Here is a 2,891-nt window from a genome sequence, read left to right on the forward strand (position 1 = left end):
CCGGTCGGCCGTCTCGGAGACCCGAGCGAGCGTTCGGGACCCGCCCGTCAGGTGGACGCGTCCGCGCTTGGCGAGCCAGTAGGGCGGAAACGCCGTTGCCGTGAGGAGGAGCGCCGCGAACGGGACGCCGACCCACCCGTATCCGAACCCGACGACGACCGCGAGGAGGGTAGTCGGCCACGCGAGGAACGGTCGGACGGCCGCGAGGCCGATTGCAAGCAGTCCGAACCGGACCGGATCGGCGGCGATCCACTCCAGCGTCTCGACGGCCGGGTCCGGGGAGACGAGCCAGGCGACCACGACGACGACGGCGACGCCGACACCGCCGACGACGGAACGACGGTTCACGGCGGCGAGAGGCGGGCGGCCGGTAAACGCCTTGTGGGTCACCGATCGAGGTCGGTCTCGGCGACGAACGCCTCACGGAACTCGTCGGGGAGGTGGTGGCGCTGCCACTCCCGGATCGCCGCCTCGTCCAACCGGCTCGCCCACAGGGTCACCACGGCGAGGAACAGCGAGAGGCCCGGGAGGACGAACGCGCCGACGTCGACGAACAGCCCGACATCGAAGAACACCCACGCGATCCGGTCACGGACGGCGCTCCACGCGGGACCGAACCGGAGCCAGCGGAACGCCAGGGGGACGACCGCGAGCGTCGCGAGCGGCGAGACGATTGGGGTCGTCACCGGACCGCCCCGCCCCCGTATGAACGCGAGCGAGTACAGCCCCCAGCAGGCGAGCGACGCGGCGGCCCCGGCGACCCGCCGGGGCGTCTCCGGCCCCCCGTGGTCCAGAACAGTGACGTCGTACAGGAGGGCTGCCGCACCGACGTAGCCGACGAGACAGACGAGAGCACCGACGATCGCGAGACCGATCTGGTCCGTGACCGACTGGTCACGAAACGGTTCGAGGCCGGAGGGGGTTCCCATACCCGGCCGTTGGGAGGGAAGGGATTGAACGTTGTGCGTCGGCCGCGTCGATCAGGAAAGCTTGCCGAGCGCCTCGAAGAAATCGGACTCGGGTCCCGCGATCCGCATCGGTGGCGTCGTTTGCTCGATAGTTACTTCGACCGGACCGTCGAGCTCCGTCGCGTTCCGCCCGTCGCTTACCACCACGGCACCCGTCGGCGTGGAGATGTCCACGGTGACGGTCGCATCGGTTCCGACGGCGAGCGCCGGCATCCCTGCATCGGGCGCCATCTCGTTGACGACGAGACCGGAGACATCGTGGTGGACGAGCGGGCCGCCCTCCGAGAGGTTGTACGCGGTCGATCCGGTTGGGGTCGCGACGAGGACCCCGTCCGCGTGTCCCCCGGAGTACCGTGACCCGTCGATTCGGAGCTCGTAGTCGATCCCGCTCCCCGGTCCGCGGCGATCGCCCTGCACGACGACTTCGTTCGCCGCCGGGACCGATTCCCACCCGTCCGTTCGGGCGGCAAGCCGTGGCACCTCACGGACGGGCATCTCGCCCCTACGGTGGGCTTCGACCGCCGCGAGCACCGCGTCCTCGGCCTCGTCCGGCGGGACGACGTTCAGGAACCCGACCTCACCGAGATTCACACCGACGACTGGGGTTCCGCCTGCGTTGCGGGCGACGAAGAGGAACGTTCCGTCGCCCCCGATGGCGACGGCCAAGTCGCACTCGACGAGGGAGGAAACCTCACGGCCGGCGTCGTCGTCCAGGGCTGCCGCGGTACGCTCGTCGAGTCGAACGGTCTCGCCGTGGGAGCGAACCGCGTCCCGAACCCGCGCGGCGACTGCCACCGCGTCCGGGTTGCCCTTCCGCGCCACGATCCCGACTTCCATGAGTGTCACGTTTCGCGGGCCCGAGTAAAAGCGTGTGGAGATCGGGCCGATTCCGGAAAGGTTCAAGCCACCGGCCGGCGTTCAGGCGCACATGGCGACCCTGCACGGCCGCCCGGGACCATGACCGACGAGGAGGACGACTGGTTCGAGCGCGCCCTGCGCGAGCTCGACGAGGAGGAGGGAGATACCGCCTCGGAGCGCCCCGACGACGGCCTCGCAGGCGACGATGCGGCCGAGGGCGAGGCAGCCGAAAGCGACGCGGCAGGCGACGATGCGGCCGACGAATCCCACGACGATGCGGCCAACGGGGAGACGGTCGACGGCCATACGGATATCGCCGCCGACCGATCCGGACAGGACGGCCAGGCGAACGAGACCGGCGACACGTTGGACGGCGGCCCATCCGAAACCGACGATCCGTTCGGCGGTGGGGGCGGTAGTGGCAGTGGTTCGTTCGGAGAGAACGATCCGTTCGGCGGTGGGGGCGGTAGTGGCAGTGGTTCGTTCGTTCGGCGGCGGGGGTGGCGGTTCGTTCGGTGGAGCGCCGGACGACGGTCCGACCGCGTTCGAAGAGGACCCGGAGGAACTCGACTCCGACATCGATCGGACGAACATCGGTATCGAAGGGCTCGACGAGATGATCCTCGGCGGCGTCCCCAGCCGGTCCCTGCTGTCCGTTATCGGCGGGGCCGGAACCGGTAAGACGACGTTTGCGCTCCAGTTCCTCAACGAGGCGCTGGAGTCGGACCGACGCGCCGTGTACATAACGCTCGAACAGACCAGAGAGTCGATCCTCGCGACCGCCGAGGAGAAGGGCTGGGCTTTCCGTGAACACGCGGAAGCCGGACGGCTCGCGGTCGTCATGCTCGACCCGATCGAGATGGCGAACTCGCTGGCGTCGATCCGGAACGACCTGAGCCGACTTATCGAGTCGTTCGGCGCGGACCGGCTGGTCCTCGACTCCGTCTCGCTCCTGGAAATGATGTACGATGCCGTGTTGAACGCAAGACGGCGGCAACATCGGATTTTTGATATTCGATATTCTACCGGTAGCGGCGCTTTATCTGTAGATTCTCAGATCGGGCG

At 68.7% G+C, this 2,891-nt stretch carries 3 protein-coding genes and 1 pseudogene; 1 reads left to right on the forward strand and 3 read right to left on the reverse strand.

Annotation, left to right across the window (positions count from 1 at the left end; translation table 11 throughout):
• From ACFQEU_RS14660 to ACFQEU_RS14670, 3 genes are all read right to left on the reverse strand, one after another.
• Positions 1 to 348: TVP38/TMEM64 family protein (locus ACFQEU_RS14660; protein WP_465261159.1), on the reverse strand; the 348-nt coding region annotated here is incomplete at its 3' end.
• A 38-nt stretch (positions 349 to 386) separates the two neighbouring features.
• A complete protein-coding gene (locus ACFQEU_RS14665; protein WP_379783364.1) occupies positions 387 to 929 on the reverse strand; it encodes a hypothetical protein in 543 nt (180 codons plus the stop codon).
• A gap of 51 nt (positions 930 to 980) precedes the next feature.
• On the reverse strand, positions 981 to 1,805 hold the full coding sequence (locus tag ACFQEU_RS14670) for an NAD(+)/NADH kinase (protein WP_379783366.1): 825 nt from the start codon (positions 1,803 to 1,805) through the stop codon (positions 981 to 983).
• 120 nt (positions 1,806 to 1,925) lie between these two features.
• Between ACFQEU_RS14670 and ACFQEU_RS14675 the strand changes: the two are divergent.
• Positions 1,926 to 2,891, forward strand: a pseudogene (locus tag ACFQEU_RS14675) (ATPase domain-containing protein); the annotation flags it as partial.

Origin of the sequence: Halorubrum tibetense, from assembly GCF_042661865.1 — an archaeon.
Lineage (GTDB): Archaea > Halobacteriota > Halobacteria > Halobacteriales > Haloferacaceae > Halorubrum > Halorubrum tibetense.

What these genes read in the sequence shown, in the direction of transcription:
- ACFQEU_RS14665 (WP_379783364.1), bottom strand. Translation starts at nt 929, where the DNA reads ATGGGAACCCCCTCCGGCCTCGAACCGTTTCGTGACCAGTCGGTCACG.
- ACFQEU_RS14670 (WP_379783366.1), bottom strand. Translation starts at nt 1,805, where the DNA reads ATGGAAGTCGGGATCGTGGCGCGGAAGGGCAACCCGGACGCGGTGGCA.